Annotated in this window: 1 pseudogene; it reads right to left on the bottom strand. The window is 43.9% G+C overall.

Annotated elements, in window-relative coordinates:
- A pseudogene (locus AAEZ06_RS28200) lies at positions 1 to 206 on the bottom strand (rhodanese-like domain-containing protein); the annotation flags it as partial.
- Positions 207 to 239: the final 33 nt, after the last annotated feature.

Genomic DNA, 239 nt, shown 5'->3' with positions numbered 1-239 from the left:
CCTTGGATATAACCGGTCTCAAACTTCTTTTTGGCGCGAATATCGATAAGCTGCGCGTTTTGCGAGTTCACCATCATCCCAAGGCTATTGGGCGATATTTTCTTACCGCTACGTTTGTTTTCGATGGCAAAGAACAGTACGGCAAGTACGGCCAATATGCCAAATAAAAACGGGTGGTTGCCCACAAATTCTAGCGCACGATCCAAAACATACCTCCAAAAATAAGTGTTCTATTAAGC

This window comes from Pseudomonas sp. HY7a-MNA-CIBAN-0227, assembly GCF_040310325.1.
GTDB lineage: Bacteria > Pseudomonadota > Gammaproteobacteria > Pseudomonadales > Pseudomonadaceae > Aquipseudomonas.
Note: the sequence above shows the minus strand (reverse complement) of the source record. Positions and strands in the feature narration are given on the sequence as shown.